Source organism: Arthrobacter bambusae (assembly GCF_022606295.1).
GTDB lineage: Bacteria > Actinomycetota > Actinomycetes > Actinomycetales > Micrococcaceae > Arthrobacter > Arthrobacter bambusae_A.
The window spans coordinates 75,085-90,516 of record NZ_JAHHZS010000013.1 but is presented as its reverse complement, the minus strand read 5'-3'; the positions used below and the strand labels follow the sequence as shown (position 1 = coordinate 90,516).

The window sequence follows — 15,432 nt, the reverse complement described above, 5'->3', positions numbered from 1 at the left end:
CGCATGGCAAGTACAGCTAAGACAGCCGACAAACCGTCCGCCGATACCGACGCACCGAAGGACTTGGTCCAGTCGGTTGCCCGTGCCCTTAATATCGTTGATGTCGTTGCGGCGTCGAAGGAGCCGATGCGGGCTCAATCCATCGCGAGCGCAGTAAACCTGCACATTGCGACGACGTCACATTTGCTGGCGACACTTGTACATGCCGGTTACCTGGAACGTAACGAGCGCACCTACAAACTCGCTGCCGGGAAAATCCTGGATCTGAGTTCGCGAGTGGAAGAAGACTGGCGTCCCTCCCCGCTGGCACTCCGCCTCCTGAAAATGGTGGTTGAGGCTACTGGCGAAAGCGCCTACTTGTCCGCATGGCAAGGAGGCACCGTCACAGTCGTTGCCGTGGAAGAAGGCAGCCACGCCGTCAGGGTGGCGGACCTGCGGGTCGGTGTTTCCGGCGACATTCATGCACGCGCCTCCGGGAAGGCCCTCCTCGCCTTCGGTCCGGAATCTCAACTTGAACGGGTCCGCTCCGTCGATGGTGGACTCACCAGACGAACCGAACACACGATCACCACCCTTCCTGAATTTTTGGCCGACCTTGAGTTGACCAGGTCACGTGGTTACGCACTGGACCACCAGGAATACGTCCTGGGCGTCTGCGGCATGGCAGTTCCAATCTTCGAAGGATCACAGCGCCCCCGCACCGCCTTGTCTATTACGGTCCCGCTTCATCGCTTTACCAACGAGCAATACTTCCAGCAATGCCTCGATGCCCTGATGGAAGCCCGCCGCCTGGACGACGAGGAAAGCGACTCAACCCAGCCGTAGAACGTCAAGTTCCAGTACCGGCCCCTCGTCGGCACAAACGTTCAAGGATGTCCGGGGCCCGTCCTCCAAGCGGGGGAAATCCGATGTGGCAACATAGGCGCACAAACGCATGCCTTTCGCCACCCGGACCGCAGTGGAACCAAGATCCACGCTGATTGACTCCGCGTTTCCAGCGCCCGTCTTGCTGTACGACGATCCCTCGCACAGCAACTCAGGGGCACCAGTACAGTCGAGCGTTGCCACCTTGACGACGACCGGCGTCGGGCCATCTGCGGTCACCCTGAGCCGGCACGTGATAGTGCCCAGGATTTCGATATCGTCATCCAGTGGCTCCGAAACGAAGGTGTGCACGTCATTCCGGGCATGCAATGCCTCCAACAAGCGCGGACCCGAGTTGGCACCCACTTTGTAGCCGGGGAAAAATGTCCGTCCGCCGATCGTCGGGACGGGTGAATCCAACAACGACGCCGTCCGGGCAGCCATACTGGGTGTGGGTTGCTCAATGGTGCTGGGGTGCAGTCGAAGGTGCACCCTGTCGGCGCCCTCAGGCGGCCAGCTTGAAAAGCCTCGCCATTCATCAGCCCCCATGGCGAACACCCTCACGGGGTACTCCGATTGATTGAGCCCATCACGCACTTCCTCCAGCCAACCGAGTTGGAGCGCCGTCGGGTCGAGGCTGTCGAAGGAGGACGCCGGACCGAACGAGCGGGCCGGGAACCAGCCACCCATGAGCCCATGCGCCCACGGCCCAACCAACAGGCGATCGTGGGGATTTTGTGTCCCGGCGGCCTCCCGGCGGACAAAACTCGCTACCGTTCCTGGAAGGAAGATGTCGAACCAGCCTCCGATGACAAAAGCTGGCACTTCGACCCGCCCAGCCAGCTCTGGATCCACCAGGGAATGGCTTCGATCCCGCCAGTCCTGCAGATAGGGCGCGAATTCCCCCGCCTCCTCAACCAGTTGTTGAAAGGTTTGGATGCGCCCCTCAGCGACGTTCCGCTCCAAGGCTGCGATCCGGGCTCGGCTTTTCTCATCCAGTCGGCTGCTTCCGAGCAGAATTGATACCCAGTGTGCAAGGAATCCCAGCACCACGTTGTCGTCCTCGTAAAGCCAGCCGGAGTGGACGTCGTCGGCGGTGACCGCCGGAACGATGCCGATGAGGCCTTCAGGATTCCTCGCTGCCGCCAACCATTGGCTGATACCAACGTACGAACCGCCAGCCATACCCACTTTGCCGTCCGACCAGGGCTGGTCGCGCACCCACTGGATAGTGTCGACACCGTCATCGGCTTCATTTACAAAAGGCACGAACTGGCCCTCGCTCCGGAACCGGCCCCGTACGTCCTGAACCACCACTACCCATCCGCATTCCACGGCGCGCAGGACGTTAATCCACGTGTTGGCGTGCGCTGGGTCATCTTTGCAGTACGGCGTCCGTATCAGCACTGTGGAGCGGGGTTCGCCGTCACTTGGCCGGTACACATCTCCGGAGAGAGTAACGCCGTCGCGCATTGCGATAGGGACGTGCTTTTCAACTATGAGGTTCATGGCAACCTTCGCTGTGTTGCTTTCGCATCGGCTGGGGTGCTCACCCGGCGGTTTGGACCATGTCGAGGCGCGGGTAGTGGTCAAGCAGTTCCGCACCATTGGCCGTGACGACAACGAGGTTCTCGAGACGTACTCCTCCGACCCGGTGCTCCCCTTCGATCCCTTCGATGGCAATGACCATGCCTTCTTTGATCTCCTCAGGATGATCAAGCGACCACGAGCGCGTGATAGTCGGAGGGTTGTAGTGGATTGCCCGCGACCCTGCGTTGACCAGGCCGATCCCGTGCCCAAGTTCGATGCTGAAGCATTCCGCCTCGGACGGAAAACCCAGGTCCTCCGCAGGTGCAAGGACGGCGGCCACGTCAGCTGTGCTGGCGCCTGGTTTCATGAGCGACATCGCCAGATCCAGACGGTCCGTCAGCTTTGTGTAGGAGGAGCGCTCCGCTGAGGTTGGAGCCCGGCCGACGACGTACTGGCGGTAGAGACACGCCGTGTACCCCATGTAGGAAGTTCCGCACGTGAGCAGGTACGCGAGATCGCCATGCTCAACGATGCGGTCTCCGCCGCTGATTCCACGCGGGAATGACAGGGGTCCGGAGAGCAGGCGGGCCGCTCCCACTTCCGCGCCGGCATCTTCGATGGCGCGACGGGCCATCAAAGCAATCCGGGCCTGCTTGGTTCCGGGCCGCAAGGCGGCCCGCGTCGCCTCGAACCCCGCAGTGCTCAGGCTCGCCGCCATCGAGATACAGGAGATTTCATCAGCTGTCTTGATCGTTGAGCATTCGAGCAACAGCGGGAGCCCAGGAATCGTCTCGATTCCAGCATCGGCCAGCGCACTCATACCGGGCACATCGATCTCGCTGACCGCCAGCCGCTCGCCCGCGAGGGAACGTGCGGCAAGCTCATCGCGAATCTGTGCTGCGAAAACGGCCGACAGTTCGGCAATGGCAGAACTGGGCGCCACACCGCCAAGCCAGGAGATGGCCGGGCGCCACTGTGTGATCCAGGGAGCCTGGTCGGGCATTTGCTGGAGGGATCCTGCTGGTGCGAACACAATCGGTTCGTCGTCTGCGAAGAACAGTGCGTAGCCGACCTGGAGAGAAAATTCCCCCCACCAGAAACCCGTCAGATAACGCACATTGTCCGCACCCGTGAGCAGCAGCGCCGGAATACCCTTCGAACGCATCAGCGCCCGCATACGGTCAGCGCGCTCACGGCGCATCCGGTCCAGATCAACGCCTACGTGCAGTTCTGTACGCGCCGGTCCGAAGTGCAATTTCTGGTGGTTTTCGGGCATCGTTGCCGTGGCCTTTCGTGTTTTGTACTGATCGGTGATTCGCGGCTGTGGATGGCACCGTCCGCGGCGATGCGGCCGGGCCTTCCGCGAGCCAAGGCCATCCCGCAAAAGTTGGGAAGCCAACCGGAAGTTCGTTGATGTCAGTGCCGGGGCATTTCGGCCGACCTTTGTTCTGAAATAACGCTAAGGGGCGGCGGACACTCAGCGGCATGGAATAGAACGCCAATGACGTAGGAAGCCACGCCAGTCTTTCAGATTTCGTATTTAGTCGCCGTGGTTACCTTGTGCAGCGACGACCCAGGCCGGGTCGCGCCGTTCCACGAAAGCCAGGGCACCCTCCCGCGCTTCCGGTCCACTTCGCAAGGGAGCAACGATTTCTTCTTGGGCAGCGAAGCGCGCCTCCGCCGCCGCGTACCGCGACTCCGTAATGATGCGTTTGGCAGTCTTCATTGCAACGGGTCCATTGAGCTGGATTTTCCCGGCGAGTTCGAGCGCCGTATCGAGCGCTTCGCCCGGGTCCGTCAGCCTGTTGATGAGACCGAGCTCGGCGAGGCGTGCCGCAGTGATGGGCTCCCCCAGCAGCGCCAGTTCCATTGCGATGTGATAAGGCACACGGTCCGGCAGGCGGAGCAGCCCGCCACCGGCGGCGATCAGTCCGCGCTTCACCTCGGGCAGGGCAAACGACGCCGTTGAGCTGGCGACGATCAGATCGCATGCAAGGGCAAGCTCAAAGCCCCCTGCATACGCGTAGCCTTCGACGGCGGCAATGACAGGTTTCACCGGGGGCCGGCGGGTAATGCCGGCGAACCCGCGTCCCTCAAGGACCGGGACATCCCCTGCTGCAACCGACACGAGGTCAGCGCCCGCCGAGAAATACCCGCCGGCCCCGGTGAGGATGGCGACACTTGCAGAATCGTCGGCATCAAACTCATCGAAAGCAGCCGCAAGCGCCAGGGCAGTGGGCCGGTCAATCGCATTCCGCTTGTGCGGACGCGTAATCGTTATGACGCGGATTCCTCCGGAGTTGCTGACGTGAACGCTCGGTTCACTGACGTTGTTGCTTGCTTCAGTTTGGGGCTTGGTCTGTTGCACTGTTCATCCTTTGGGTCGTACTGATGAGGAGAGAGCAACAGGGTTGCCGACTCCCTTGTCGGTAGTTTTTTCAAATAGTGAATGCTATTAGCGTGATACGATAGTAGCACTGCTACGTTCCGCGAAAACTCTTTCCCGTCGTAGCCATAAACTCCGACGAAAAGAAGGGAAAAGCCCATGAAACCCGCACAAAGACTCCGGGAACTGCTTGCGGACTCCAAAATGATCATCGCGCCGGGCGCCTACGATGCACTCTCGGCGAAATTGATTGAGCAAGCCGGCTTCGACGTCGTGCTCATCGCCGGGGGCACCTACTCCAACTTCCATTACGGGGTGCCGGATAACGGCTTTATCTCCCAGGGAGAACTCATCGAGGCCGGCAGGCGCATCACGGCAGTCACCGATCTGCCACTCATTCTCGACTTCGATGACGCAGGAGGATCACCCCTTCAAGCATTCCGCGGCGTGCAGCTTGCCGAGCAAGCCGGCGTCGCAGCCCTGCTCGTCGAAGACATGGTGCCCGCAACGAAACACTTTTGGACACCCAAAGACGGCGGCGAGCGCTGGAAACCGCAACTCAAACTCCGCAGCGTCGAGGAGATGAGCGACATCATCCGTGCTTGCGTGGAAGCCCGGACGTCCCCGGACACGGTGATCGTGGCCCGCTCGGACGCGAGCCGCTTTGGCTTCGACACTCTCGCTGAACGCATGGCTGCCTATTCTGCTGCCGGCGCAGACATGCTCTATCCGTGCGGCTACCCCCTTCTCGATCTGCCCAAGCTCTCAGCAGTCGTCCCTGGCCAGTACGTCATGGTGACCGTGAAGAATCCCACCCTGGAGGAGCGCCAGGAACTCGAAGACGCCGGTGTGAAGATGCTGCTGGTCATCAACACCGTGAACGGGGCTGTGGCAGGCTTCCGCGAGAATCTGTCCCTCCTGGCGCGTGGTGAGTTGCTCGAAGGCGAAGCAGAAGGCGGCGCTTACCTGCCCATCATGGAAGCAATCGATGCGGCAGAGTGGGCCCGCCGGGCCCGCCACTTCGGATATTCCTGACACAACCCCATCCTGGCCGGACCCTGACCCCGGCCAGGAACGGTACTCGCGATTCTCGTCGCGCATATTTCGCGTGGCGAATTCCAATTCCCGGAGCTATGGCAGTTAAAAGGGGGCAGAAAGCGCCGACGACATCTCAAGTCGTCGGCGCTTCCGTTTGCGTCAGGCTGGCGTTTTGACGCCCGCAGCCAGTTCCGGTCCGGTGAGCGGAGACGGGTTCCAGCCCTCACCCATGGCTACCAAACCCTCGGTCATCATTCCGTGGCTTACCGCGTCATTCATGGTCTTCTTGAGCTCGTTAACCATCAGCATGCGCGTGGACCGCAGCGTCAGCGTAGGCTTCGCAGCCAGCATCCGTGCAAGTTCATATGCCCTGGTGACTACCTGATCCTTAGGCACCACTTCGTTCACGGCACCCCATTCGTATGCCTGCTGTGCAGTGATCTCCTGGCCGGTGAGGTGGAAATACCGGCCGCGGTTCAAACCAATGACCAGCGGCCAGATAATCTGCATTCCGTCGCCGGGAATGTTCCCCTGCGAGAAGTGTGCATGATCGGCGAATACGGCATCCTCGGAAGCGATGACGATGTCGCAGAGCAGCGCCTGCTCATTGTGGTATCTTGCGGGACCGTTTACCGCGGCAATCATCGGAACCTCGATGTCGAGGTGACCTAGCACAAGGCGCTTGGCGTCATGATGCAGACCGAGCCAGATCTCTGGGGTGACCCAGTTCTTGTTGTCAATCGGGGCTTCCTTGTCGATGAAGGTGTCACCCGCTCCCGTGATGATGACAACGCGGTTCCCCCGATCCCTGCTGATGTCATCCCAGAGCGATGAAACGTTGTCGTGGACGCCTACACCCCAGACCACGTCGCTGCCATCGGTGTGGAACATGACCAGCAGAATGCCGTCTTCATCACGTTCCAGTTTGATGTGCTCGTACTTGTCCTTGTAATCATCAAACGTTATCCACGCCATCGTGAATCTCCTTAATTTCTGTGATTGAGCAATGAGTTGCGGCTACACCACGACTTGTCCGGCCGCCGGCCAAACTATCGTAATATGAACCCTATGTACAAATAGCGCGAATTCTCAATAGTAGAGATAGAAAATAGCGCCGGGAATAGCGATGTGTTCGGGCCGTGTCACCTATTTACCGGCGGCGGCAGGTCGAGTTCCGCCGGAATCATGGAGCTGCGCTCCGGCCCGCGTAAGCAAGAAGGGCGCGGTCCACGGCGCCGGGCTCATTGCCGTCCAGGCGGGCAAGGACGTGGCCGTCCGGCCGAACAAGGATGGCCTCGTCCCCGATAACCCGGTAAGCAGCAGCCCACTCGGCCTCGGCACCAACGAAATCCCCCAAGTGCCCGAACGTCACCGCGCTGTAGGGAATGCCGTGGATCTCTGCACGCCGCGCTGCCTCCCGTGCCCGCTCCGAACCGGAGCGGGCAAGGATAGTCAGTTCACGTCCGAACAAGTCAAGAGTTGAGACAGTGCCCTCAGCGTTGAGCCAGACATGTGGAGCGCGTTCACCCACGGCAGCAGTCGGAGTGAAGGTTCCCACCGGCCAGCCGGCATCGGGCGATGTGGCTCCGGCAACCGCTCCACGGTCGTAGCGGAATCCGATGTCCAGGCCGGGGTGCACAAAGTTTTCCGGCCGGAAGGAGCGCGGGCCTTTCTCGGCGTTGCCCACAATGGACCGGAAGTTGCGGACAGCTTCGGCGATGTTGAAAACCGCGACGGGCCGCCGCTCCACTTCGTAGGTATCCAGGAGGGCAGGATCCGCCCAGCCCTTAAGGACGGCCGCGAGCTTCCAGGCGACATTGTGGACGTCCTGAATGCCGGTGTTTTGGTTGAACCCGCCGTAAGGAGGCATAACGTGCACCGCGTCTCCGGCGAGCAGGACCCTGCCGGACTGGTAGCGGTCAGCGACCCACGCGCCCACGGTCCAGGTCCGGGCGTCCATCAACTCCACCGACTCGTGAGGATCGCCGATCGCGTCGCGTATTTCTGTCGTCCAATCAATGTCCTCGAAGGGCAGTCTGTCCATGACCAGCGGGCGGCCTAGCATCGCCACCCGGTCGGTCGCATCCACAGGAGCGATCACGACAGCCCCGATCGTGTCCGGATTATCAAGATAGATAAAGCTCGACGGATCGCCCGTCCGGCGCTGGATAACAGGCGAACGGAACAGCACGCTCACCGCCGTCTGCAGGTCCTGATCGCCCGTGGTCCCGATCCCCAAGGCGGTGCGCACCTGGCTGGCGGCGCCGTCGGCCGCGATCGCATACTTCGCGGCGACGACTTCCGTGCCCTTGGCACTGGTGATGGACACGAGGACCTCTGCCCCCGTGTCGCTCACCGTCGACACCGTGCTTCCGAAGTCGATCGTGACGGTGTCCTCGGCCTGCGCCGCGTCAGCGAGGATGGGCTCAAGCGCGTCCTGGGAGCACAGAACTACGTCCAGCGTCTCCGGACCGAACCTGGTGTCCGCGGGTCCATTCGCAGTCCCGTTGCTGGTGACCACTGAACGCCAGGGCGATACGGCATCGCTGCCCAGGAGGCGGCGTGGTCCGCCGGGAAGCGCCGCTGCCCGCACTTCGTCAGCGAGGCCGAGTTCGCGAAACACCTCCATCGTGCGGCAACTGACCGCCCGGGACCTGGGGTGGCGCGACCGCTCGGTCCGTCGCTCTACCACGAGCGTGTCGATACCGAACCGTCCCAGAAGGATCGCCGCCGAAAGCCCGACCGGACCTGCGCCGATTATCACGACGTCGACTCTGCGCTTTGCGGGTTCGTTCGGCTCGTTCACTGGCTGACTCCTGCAAACTCCGTCAGCTCGGGCTCCGTGATGCGGGAGTCCATGTACGTCAGCTGGCCGCAGGGCTGCATCCTGGCGCGCAGCACATCATCGAACGCGGCGCTGACATCAAGGGGCGTCCATGTCTCGCGGGTGAGGGCGGAGTCGACGATGGCGGGGTGTGAAAGCAGCATTAGGTCATGCCCGTTCGCAAAGCGGACCACCTGGCCGTTTACTCCCTTGCTGAGGTCGGACAGGAGATAGAGCACTACTGGAGCGTTAGTGGAAGGCGGCGGCGCGACGGGGTTGCCGCCGAAGAACTTCGTGTACGCCTCAGTCCCTGCCGTCATCATCGGTGTGTCGGCGTGGGGCGCCATGGCGTTGACCCGGATGTCTCCACCCTCGGCGCCGAACTCGGTGGCCCAGGCGAAGGTCAAGGAGGCGATCGCCGCCTTGGCTGCAGCATAAGCGCTCATCATCCGAAGACCCGCAACGGCGCCGGACGTGACGTTGACGATGGATCCGCGGCCTTCCATGGCGGCGAGGCCGTGGACTGACATGAAGTAGGTACCGCAGACGTTGATGTCGACGTGACGGCGAATGTGCTCCTGGGTCTCCTGCCCGGCAGTCACCGTCTCCAGGTACCCGGCGTTGTTAACCAGGCCGTCAAGCTTGCCGAAGTGTTCTACGGCAGCAGTGACGAGCCGCTGGCAACTGTCCCAATCGGTGACGTCCGCCGCGACGGCTAATGCTTCGCCACCCTCCCGGTTGATTGACCCGGCCACTGCCTCGGCGCTTGCGGCATTGATGTCGGAGACGACCACGCGGGCGCCTTCAGCTGCGGCCGCGCGTGCATACGCCTCGCCGAGGCCGCGGCCTGCGCCGGTAATGAGGACGTGCTTTCCAGCGAGGATTTGATCGCTAGTCATGGAGATGCTCCTTTGCATTCGTAGTCTGGACCGGGGATGCTTCTCCCCAATCCGTGGCATAGGTCGGGTCGCGCGGATAGCGGTCACCGAAGTTGGACGTGGGTGGGATGCCGAACAGTTCGGTGACTTCCGCTTCCGGAGCGAGTCGTTGCGCCCCGTCCCAGACGCAAGTCCTCGCGAGCACCTTCCACTCCCCCTGGCGCTGTTCGCAGAGATCCCTGTAACGGCCAAAAAGCAGGTCGGTAGGGCCGCCGTCGGCCGGCATGGCCAAGTAGATAAAGGCCGTTTCACGCTTGGCCTGGTTGCCGTTCAGTTCAATGAGTATGTTGGTCACGTAATGGCTAGCCTTGTGGGCGGACTCCCGCCGCATGGAATACACCCAGTCGCAGAAGTCATGGGACAGGCCGACGAACATGCCATGATCTTCAGTCGCCTCAGGCCAGTAGGTGGACTTCATCACGTCAAGGTCCTTGCGGTCCATGCCCCGGCAATAGCGGATCATGTTCTCGTTCAACTCCTGCTTGGCAACGAGGACACGCAGTTGCTCCAGTTCGGCGGCCCAGTCCGCCGTGTTGCCGGTGGTCGACGTAGCCTCCTTCATGGGCTCAAATACTCCCGTCATCTATCAGCCCAGGGACAGGAGCAGTGCCTCGCCCTGTCCGCCCCCACCACACAGGGCCACCGCGGCCTTGCCCCTTCCGCGGCGCTGGAGTTCGTATACGGCCGAGACGACGACGCGTGCCCCCGAGGCGCCGATGGGGTGTCCGAGAGCGATGGCACCGCCGTTGACGTTGACCCTGTCCATCCCGATCCCGAGCTGCGCCGCCGAGTGGAGTGCCACGGAGGCGAACGCTTCGTTGATCTCCACGAAGTCCAGCTCCTCCATCGTCCAACCTGCGGCGCCGAGCGCCTTGGCAATGGCCTGGGCGGGTTTGTCTGGAAGTGATGTGTCCGGGCCGGCGATCTGGCCGTAGGCCCCGAGTACCGCCACGATCTCTACGCCGTGGGCCTCCGCGTAACCCCGCGTGGTCAGGACGACGGCGGCAGCGCCATCCGTGAGCGGCGAGGCGTTGCCTGCGGTCACGGTACCCGCCGGGGAAAACGCTGGCCGGAGTTTGCTGAGGGACTCCTCATTGCTGTCCGGCCGGACACCCTCGTCGCCGCCTGCCAGTTCAGGCGCTCCCCGGCGACGGGGCACTTTGACCGGAACTATTTCCGTATCGAAGTACCCTGCGTCCTGGGCCGCTGCTGCCCGCCGGTGGGAGTCTGCAGCGGCCTTGTCCTGCTCGGCCCGCCCGATGCCGAGTAAGCCATTGGCACGATCAGTGTTGAGGCCCATTGACTCGTGGTCGAAGGCATCGGTGAGTCCGTCGCAGGCAAGGGCGTCTGTCAGCACGGCATCCCCGTACAAGTGCCCGGCGCGCGAACCGGGAAGCAGATGCGGGGCATTGCTCATTGATTCCTGTCCGCCGGCGATGACCACTTCCGCTTCTCCCAGCTGGAGCAACCGGCTGGCTTCGATGATCGCGCTCAGCCCGGACAGGCACACCTTGTTAACGGTGACAGCGTAGGCACTCAGCGATATCCCCCCGGCTACGGCTGCCTGCCGTGCAGGGTTCTGGCCAGCCCCTGCCTGGATCACCTGGCCCATGACAACGGCGTCAACAACATCAGCACTGATGCCTGCCCTGTCCAGTGCCGCAGCGATTGCAATGCCGCCCAGTTCGACGGCGGAGACCGTGGCGAGCTGGCCCATCAACCTGCCCTGGGGAGTCCGGGCAGCCCCGACGATGACTACATCTTCATTACGGTTCACTTCTGCTCCTTGGCCTGTGGCCGGCGGTGAATTGTCACAGGTTCAGCTGTAGATGGCCCGATGCAGCCGGACAAGGTAGTCGGCGGTGACGTCCGAATAGTCCGGGAACCGTTCTGTGATGGCAGCAAGCGCGATGTCCCTTCGCTGCGGGAGCCGGGCCTTATCAGCGGCAGCAAGGGCCCCCGGCAACTTCTGGCGCGTAAAGTCGGTGCAATAGCTGGGCGCACCGGGCTGCTGGCGCCAGGAGTCCGCCAGGGATCCGGCGTCGACCGCGTCAAACCCGGTCTCCTCTACGAGGGCCATCGCTACCGCTTTGTCGCGATCGCGATCCGCGGCCACGGGGATAGCGATCCGGTCGGGATCCCCATCTTCTCTTCCATAGGCTTCGAAGGACCCGGCCGTGATGGCGTTCCAGGCCTTGGCAACCGGGCGCCCGAGCTGCTCGGTAATCCAGACGCTTTCGACCTTCCCGTCTTCCAGGGCTTCCACCCGCCCATCACGCAGGGGGTAGTAGTTGGACGTATCGATGATGACGGTGTTGGCCGGGAGGCCGGTGATAAGGGACTTGACCTCGGGCATCCGGCTGAGCGGCATTGACGTGATGAGGACATCGACGTCAGTGACGGCGTGCCTTGCCTCTACTGGTCGGGCACCCGATGCCACAATGTCGGAACTGATGGTTTCGGGGCCGCGGGAATTCGCAACCTTAACATCATGGCCGGCTCCACTCAGTTTGCGGGCGAGTGTGGCCCCTATCGAACCAGCTCCTAGAATACCGATTTTCATGAGAGTCCTGCTCCTTTGGTTGGCCGATTATTGGTCTTAGCGTTGCTGCTCTTTACGGGTTCCAGCAGGCTCACCTCGAGACGTCTGCCGCGTTGGCGGGGAGGACCTCGTCCAGTTCCGGCGCCAAGTACACCATCTGGTCGCGGAACGACTCACTCGCGGTGCGGAATGCCCGCAGCTCGCCGTCCTTCATGAGCGCCTCTCCGCTGTCAGCCCAGCTCTCGGGCGTCGGTGCTTCGACCTTCATGCGCGGCATGCCCGCAATTGCCACGCGACCGGCCGCGACTCCGGCGATCTCAAACGTTTCGCCGAAAACTGTCGTGTCCTGGTGTGCCAGCCACGTTACGAAGGCAGACACCGAGCTTGCCGGAACCGTCGTACGCATGGCGTCCTTGATGACGGGGTTGGGGAAGGCGTCCTCGGTCATCGGGGTCAAGGCCACCGGCATCAGGGTGGTGACTTGAACTCCCACCTCGCGGGCCTCGGCCGCGAGGGTGATACCGAGTCCCCAGATGGCGGCCTTGGCGGCGTTGTAGGCCGAATCCGTCGGCACGCCCATGACCCCGTTCGACGAGATGTTGATAAGCCGGCCACTGCCTGAGGCAATGAGGTGCGGCATGGCTGCGCGGGAAACTCCGACGACGCCCTTGACGGCCACGTCGAAGATGCGCCACCACGTGTCCGGCTCCATCTCCCAGAAGCGGCCGAACGCATTAATCCCGGCGTTGTTGACCACGACGTCGAGCTGCCCAAAGGTGTCGAGTGCGGTCTGGACGATCTCAGGCGCCTCGGTGACGACGTTGTGGCTGTCTACCACCGCGGTGCCGCCTGCGTTGGCTATTTCGGCCACAGCTTCGGCCGCGTTCGCCGCGTTGACGTCGTTGACGACAACCCGCGCCCCGCGGGAGGCGAGCATCTTTGCGTGCTGGCGGCCCATTCCCTGTCCTGCGCCCGTGACGATTGCCACCCGGCCCTTGAAATCAAGATTCGTCATTTTTCAGTTGCTCCATTTTCTTTTGAACCCGGATGGCAGTGCCATTTACTTTCCGGCCAGCCAGCCGCCGTCGACCGCCAGGGAGATACCGGTAACCATGCGGGCCTGGTCAGAGCAGAGCCACACAACGGCATCTGCCTGATCATCGGGTTCGGCCAGCTCGCGCATCGGAATCGCCGACAGAATTCTTTCCCGGAATTCGGGCGGGTTCTGCTCGAATGCGTTCTTCATCATGGGACTCGTGGTCGACCCCGGTGTGAGGGCGTTGATACGGATGCCCAGGGGGCCGTAGTCCATGGCCGCGTTCCTCGTGATCCCGACGACGCCGAACTTCGAGGCGGTGTACGGGGCGTTGTTGGCGATTCCGACGAGGCCCGCAGCAGAAGCAGTGTTGACGATCGCACCGCCTCCGGTCTTTAGCATCGCGTTGACTTCGTGCTTCAGGCAGTAGAAGGTGCTGTACAGGTTCACCTTCATGACCCGATCCCAGGTCGCGCTGTCGGTCTCCCCAATAGGTGCGAAGACGCCGTTCATCCCGGCATTATTGAAAGCGAAGTCCAACTGCCCGAAGTTCGACACCGTCGCATCGACAAGGGCTTTGACCTGCTCCTCGTCGCTGACATCGCACTGGAAGAAGACAGCCTTCCCACCAGATGCTTCGATGATCTCCACCGTTTCGCGCCCGGCTGCCTCGTCAATATCGGACACCACTACGCGCGCGCCGTTCTTTGCGAACGCCAGGGCACCAGCCCGGCCAATGCCCGAGCCCGCGCCGGTAACGAGTCCGGCTTTGTCTTTCATCATCAGATTCTCCTCATTCATTAGTAGCTCTCTCCAACATGGACGTTGTTGTCATAGTTGCGGCGCGATTCCTGCGGGAGGAACCTGTCCTCGGTTTCACGCACATAGTCGGTTAAAGGACGGCCGAACATGGCTCCCCAGCCGATGCTGTCGGGGCCATCGTTCAAGTGGTCGATGTACTCGCCGATCGGCGTGGCCTCGCCTGATTCCTTGACCTGCATCAGCAAGCGCCAAACCTCTTTGACCCCGGGAAGCACGAACGCCACAGGCTGAATCGCCTGGCCGATCGTTGTCATCTCGGCCACCGTCTTGCGTCCGATCAGCGGAACCCCGACGGCGTAGGCTGGCCCGGGTGTCTCCTTCAGTGCGACTTCGGCCTGCTCCCAGGTATGGAATCCCTCGTAGAAGATGACGTCCGCGCCGGTCTCGGCTTTGTACAGCTGGGCGCGGCGGATCGCCTCGTCCACGCCGCCGCCGGCGGCACCGTAGCCGTCGGTACGGGCAACGATAACGAAGTCGCTGTCCAACTTGTCCCGGGCGTCGACGGCGGCGTTCAGTCGTCCGATAGCCTCGGCGTCCGACACCAATTCGATCCCGGCGACACCACCCGATTTCTTGGGCTCCCGCTGATCCTCAATGTGGATTCCGGCGACGCCCGCGTCAATGAACTCAGACACTGTGCGCTGAACGTTGATCGGCGCGCCAAAGCCCGTATCGGCGTCGCAATAGATGGGAATGTCAGCGGCGCGGGCGGTGCGCTTCGCATGCTCAACCACCTCGGTCAGGGTGAGCCATCCCGTGTCGGAGACACCTTGCCACCAGGCCGACATGCCGCCGGAGAGCTGGAAGGCGTCGAAGCCGGCGTGCTGCGCCATCTGCGCATGGAGCGGCAAGGCACCGAACGGCACCAGCGCCGTCTCGGGACTGTCGAAGACTGCACGCAGCGCCTTGCCCGGTGACGTCAGGCTCATGACGCGACCTCAGGGGTGTTGAAACCGACCGTGACCACGACGTAGACGCAGTCCTCGTCGTACGGGTTCTTCCAGGCATGGGGCACGCCGGCCATGACCAGCAGGTCTCCCGGAACGAGCGTGCGCTTCTTCCCGCCGGGGAGCACGAGGTCCACCTTGCCCGAGATGACCACCTCGTAGTCGATGGTATCGCTCGCGTGCATCCCGGTATCGCCGTCGTCATCGGTGGCGGCCATGCTCTCGTCGAGCGTCGCCGCGTCCACCTCGCCCGACGAGTACGCGGGGAAGCTGCTCACGCCGAAGGTGGATCCATTGGGCCCTGCGAGGGCGACCTTGCTTGGCGGGGCACCGAAGTTCGCTTTGCCGTGGCCCCCGTCGACCGCCCAGTAAAAGGCACCCGCGGCCACACCGGGGAAGTCGAACTCGGCGGCCGGGCCGACGTCGAGGAAGTCGGCTTCGCCGGACTCGTTCGGTCCCGCGACGACGAGTTGGAATTTCTTGGGATCAGGAAAAGTCATCTGTG

General features: G+C 62.5%; 15 protein-coding genes. 2 read left to right on the top strand and 13 right to left on the bottom strand.

Features of this window, described 5'->3' with window-relative positions; genetic code table 11:
- Positions 1-3 precede the first annotated feature (3 nt).
- Entirely contained in the window at positions 4-825 is an 822-nt protein-coding gene (locus tag KNN17_RS11165) for an IclR family transcriptional regulator (RefSeq protein WP_241709098.1), read from the top strand.
- Here KNN17_RS11165 and KNN17_RS11160 read toward each other — a convergent pair.
- The 3 genes from KNN17_RS11160 to KNN17_RS11150 all read right to left on the bottom strand — a co-directional run bounded on the left by KNN17_RS11160 (position 811) and on the right by KNN17_RS11150 (position 4,762).
- Positions 811-2,373, bottom strand: coding sequence for a CocE/NonD family hydrolase (locus tag KNN17_RS11160; RefSeq protein WP_241709096.1), 1,563 nt, complete (start codon positions 2,371-2,373; stop codon positions 811-813). The two genes, KNN17_RS11165 and KNN17_RS11160, sit on opposite strands and share 15 nt — an antisense overlap.
- 40 nt (positions 2,374-2,413) lie before the next feature.
- A complete protein-coding gene (locus KNN17_RS11155; protein ID WP_241709094.1) occupies positions 2,414-3,670 on the bottom strand; it encodes a M24 family metallopeptidase in 1,257 nt (418 codons plus the stop codon).
- Between the two features lie 264 nt (positions 3,671-3,934).
- Complete coding sequence (locus KNN17_RS11150; RefSeq protein ID WP_241709093.1) at positions 3,935-4,762, bottom strand: crotonase/enoyl-CoA hydratase family protein; 828 nt, start codon at positions 4,760-4,762, stop codon at positions 3,935-3,937.
- A 177-nt stretch (positions 4,763-4,939) separates the two neighbouring features.
- Between KNN17_RS11150 and KNN17_RS11145 the strand changes: the two genes are divergently transcribed.
- The gene (locus KNN17_RS11145; protein ID WP_241709091.1) at positions 4,940-5,815 is read left to right on the top strand and encodes an isocitrate lyase/PEP mutase family protein; all 876 of its coding nucleotides are present in this window, start codon (positions 4,940-4,942) and stop codon (positions 5,813-5,815) included.
- Between the two features lie 162 nt (positions 5,816-5,977).
- Here the strand turns inward: KNN17_RS11145 and KNN17_RS11140 are convergent, their stop codons facing one another.
- The 10 genes from KNN17_RS11140 to KNN17_RS11095 all read right to left on the bottom strand — a co-directional run bounded on the left by KNN17_RS11140 (position 5,978) and on the right by KNN17_RS11095 (position 15,427).
- Complete coding sequence (locus tag KNN17_RS11140; protein ID WP_241709088.1) at positions 5,978-6,793, bottom strand: enoyl-CoA hydratase/isomerase family protein; 816 nt, start codon at positions 6,791-6,793, stop codon at positions 5,978-5,980.
- A 208-nt stretch (positions 6,794-7,001) separates the two neighbouring features.
- Positions 7,002-8,624, bottom strand: coding sequence for an FAD-dependent monooxygenase (locus KNN17_RS11135; protein ID WP_241709086.1), 1,623 nt, complete (start codon positions 8,622-8,624; stop codon positions 7,002-7,004).
- Positions 8,621-9,541, bottom strand: a complete 921-nt coding sequence (locus KNN17_RS11130; protein WP_241709084.1) for an SDR family NAD(P)-dependent oxidoreductase — start codon at positions 9,539-9,541, stop codon at positions 8,621-8,623. Before KNN17_RS11130 ends, KNN17_RS11135 begins: the two co-directional genes overlap by 4 nt.
- The gene (locus KNN17_RS11125) at positions 9,534-10,142 is read right to left on the bottom strand and encodes a nuclear transport factor 2 family protein (RefSeq protein ID WP_241709082.1); all 609 of its coding nucleotides are present in this window, start codon (positions 10,140-10,142) and stop codon (positions 9,534-9,536) included. Before KNN17_RS11125 ends, KNN17_RS11130 begins: the two co-directional genes overlap by 8 nt.
- Positions 10,143-10,166: 24 nt before the next feature.
- Complete coding sequence (locus tag KNN17_RS11120; RefSeq protein ID WP_241709080.1) at positions 10,167-11,357, bottom strand: acetyl-CoA C-acetyltransferase; 1,191 nt, start codon at positions 11,355-11,357, stop codon at positions 10,167-10,169.
- A gap of 42 nt (positions 11,358-11,399) precedes the next feature.
- Positions 11,400-12,143, bottom strand: a complete 744-nt coding sequence (locus KNN17_RS11115; RefSeq protein WP_241709078.1) for an NADPH-dependent F420 reductase — start codon at positions 12,141-12,143, stop codon at positions 11,400-11,402.
- 70 nt (positions 12,144-12,213) lie between these two features.
- Complete coding sequence (locus KNN17_RS11110) at positions 12,214-13,137, bottom strand: SDR family NAD(P)-dependent oxidoreductase (protein ID WP_241709077.1); 924 nt, start codon at positions 13,135-13,137, stop codon at positions 12,214-12,216.
- A 45-nt stretch (positions 13,138-13,182) separates the two neighbouring features.
- On the bottom strand, positions 13,183-13,941 hold the full coding sequence (locus KNN17_RS11105) for an SDR family NAD(P)-dependent oxidoreductase (protein ID WP_241709075.1): 759 nt from the start codon (positions 13,939-13,941) through the stop codon (positions 13,183-13,185).
- A 17-nt stretch (positions 13,942-13,958) separates the two neighbouring features.
- Positions 13,959-14,909 (bottom strand): isocitrate lyase/PEP mutase family protein, encoded by a 951-nt coding sequence (locus KNN17_RS11100; protein ID WP_234752177.1) that lies wholly within the window; start codon positions 14,907-14,909, stop codon positions 13,959-13,961.
- Positions 14,906-15,427 carry a cupin domain-containing protein gene (locus KNN17_RS11095; RefSeq protein WP_241709072.1) on the bottom strand — a complete coding sequence of 174 codons (522 nt, stop codon included), beginning with the start codon at positions 15,425-15,427 and terminating at the stop codon, positions 14,906-14,908. The genes KNN17_RS11100 and KNN17_RS11095 overlap by 4 nt, the downstream gene beginning before the upstream one ends.
- Between the last annotated feature and the right edge of the window lie 5 nt (positions 15,428-15,432).

Coding starts and splice junctions, on each gene's coding strand:
- KNN17_RS11165 (WP_241709098.1), top strand. CDS start 4: ATGGCAAGTACAGCTAAGACAGCCGACAAACCGTCCGCCGATACCGAC.
- KNN17_RS11160 (WP_241709096.1), bottom strand. CDS start 2,373: ATGAACCTCATAGTTGAAAAGCACGTCCCTATCGCAATGCGCGACGGC.
- KNN17_RS11155 (WP_241709094.1), bottom strand. CDS start 3,670: ATGCCCGAAAACCACCAGAAATTGCACTTCGGACCGGCGCGTACAGAA.
- KNN17_RS11145 (WP_241709091.1), top strand. CDS start 4,940: ATGAAACCCGCACAAAGACTCCGGGAACTGCTTGCGGACTCCAAAATG.
- KNN17_RS11140 (WP_241709088.1), bottom strand. CDS start 6,793: ATGGCGTGGATAACGTTTGATGATTACAAGGACAAGTACGAGCACATC.
- KNN17_RS11130 (WP_241709084.1), bottom strand. CDS start 9,541: ATGACTAGCGATCAAATCCTCGCTGGAAAGCACGTCCTCATTACCGGC.
- KNN17_RS11125 (WP_241709082.1), bottom strand. CDS start 10,142: ATGAAGGAGGCTACGTCGACCACCGGCAACACGGCGGACTGGGCCGCC.
- KNN17_RS11115 (WP_241709078.1), bottom strand. CDS start 12,143: ATGAAAATCGGTATTCTAGGAGCTGGTTCGATAGGGGCCACACTCGCC.
- KNN17_RS11110 (WP_241709077.1), bottom strand. CDS start 13,137: ATGACGAATCTTGATTTCAAGGGCCGGGTGGCAATCGTCACGGGCGCA.
- KNN17_RS11105 (WP_241709075.1), bottom strand. CDS start 13,941: ATGATGAAAGACAAAGCCGGACTCGTTACCGGCGCGGGCTCGGGCATT.
- KNN17_RS11100 (WP_234752177.1), bottom strand. CDS start 14,909: ATGAGCCTGACGTCACCGGGCAAGGCGCTGCGTGCAGTCTTCGACAGT.
- KNN17_RS11095 (WP_241709072.1), bottom strand. CDS start 15,427: ATGACTTTTCCTGATCCCAAGAAATTCCAACTCGTCGTCGCGGGACCG.